The following is a 1,542-nucleotide window of genomic DNA, read 5'->3' as shown; positions in this document are numbered from 1 at the left end:
AGCTTTTATTGTTATATTGAAATGCAATTTACATTTGTTTTTCAAATTTAATTGGTGGAATAAGGGGAAGGAAAGGGTTTCTATAAAAATACTGGAATAAATTAGGCTGCTCATGCATAAATAGCATAATTAGGTACATGTTATTTATAAATATTCAAAGATGAGAAAGTAATACAAATGAAATTCTTATTTCTGCTACTACAAGTACTATTGAGCAAATGAAGTATGAAATTGCTTTTGAACTAGGAGCCACACTGGAACCTGATACATCACATCATCTGCAATGGTTCGGATCGGTGGAGAGATTACAAAACGCTTAGTTCGAATGGCTGAAAAACAGTTAACAGGTCAATACAGAGTACACTAAGAAAATAATCCGTATATATATATGGATTATTTTTCCTTTAATTTACAAAAAAATAAATTTCGAAATTGAAAAAACCTCTCAGATTCCTTTGTAATAAACTTTTTTAGTTGTGTTAATGACATAGGTATCAAAAGATAATCAACCCGATACGAACGATGTGCGAGCCCTTAAAAGAGTTTTGGTGTTATTTGTAATTTTAATTTCATAATACTTAAGCCGATATAATAAAATGTTTTATGTCTAAATTGATATAAAGTAATAATTATTAAGTGATATTTCTTTTTTATAGAATAAGTAAAAACTGATATTGTAGTAATTACTGTTTTGAGGTCAATTTACTGTGCACCTTAATTATTGAAGTTTTTTGTTGATTAAAAACTATTGTATTTGGAAATTAATAATAAGTTTATCCCGCTATTTGCCGGGCAGTAAGACCTCCACCTAACTTCTTTGCTTCCGCTGAATTTTGAGGTGGAGGTCTTACTGCCCGTAAAAGCCCGATTGGTGAGGGCTAATAATCAGTGGGGATGAACAAAACCCCCACTGATTAAAGTTTCACTTTATGTGATGCGGTAATAAAACTATCTAGTTTGCTATTCTTAGTATTTGTAAAGTCTATATATTTTTCCTCTTTTGTGGAAAGTAAAACTATTGTTACGACCAGTAATATAGTGTCATGTTTTTGAATATTCCATTCGTTTTTTATTTTTAGTTGATGAAAAGACCTTTCTCTCAATTAAATATTTAATTGAGTACTTGAATTTCCTCCACCTTGTACTTTTCAAAGCATAGTGCTTCAAAAATAGCCGTATCGCTTTCATCTGTTTCCAATTTCACAACTTCTTTATTATCTTTTTCTAAAATTTGGAGCAAAATAGTTTTTCAGTTTCACATTTAAATTAGCAGTATTTATTTTTTGAATTCAATTTGTATAAATGATTGAATTGGAACTTTGACTGTTGTTTCTTGCGGTGGTACAGTATCTCCTGTTACTTTCGCTTTATTTTAAATCTTTTTCCAGCTTGGTCCTCGCATTGACTACCACTGTATTTTGAAGTACTTCACTGTTTTCTCAAATTCAATAATTATATTTTGTAGAATTAAGAAAAGAACTTAGTGTATTTCCTTTACGTATCTACTCTGATATTTAGATGCTAACTACAATTAAATAATAT

Annotated in this window: 1 protein-coding gene and 1 pseudogene; one reads left to right on the top strand and one right to left on the bottom strand. The window is 29.7% G+C overall.

Annotation, left to right across the window (positions count from 1 at the left end):
• Positions 1-182: 182 nt before the first annotated feature.
• Positions 183-367 (top strand): annotated as a pseudogene (locus ACQGSG_RS28835) (small, acid-soluble spore protein, alpha/beta type).
• Between the two features lie 744 nt (positions 368-1,111).
• Here ACQGSG_RS28835 and ACQGSG_RS28830 read toward each other — a convergent pair.
• A complete protein-coding gene (locus ACQGSG_RS28830) occupies positions 1,112-1,240 on the bottom strand; it encodes a hypothetical protein (RefSeq protein ID WP_000939299.1) in 129 nt (42 codons plus the stop codon).
• Positions 1,241-1,542: the final 302 nt, after the last annotated feature.

The organism is Bacillus sp. GMa5/1 (genome assembly GCF_050172015.1).
Lineage (GTDB): Bacteria > Bacillota > Bacilli > Bacillales > Bacillaceae_G > Bacillus_A > Bacillus_A cereus.
Note: the sequence above shows the minus strand (reverse complement) of the source record. Positions and strands in the feature narration are given on the sequence as shown.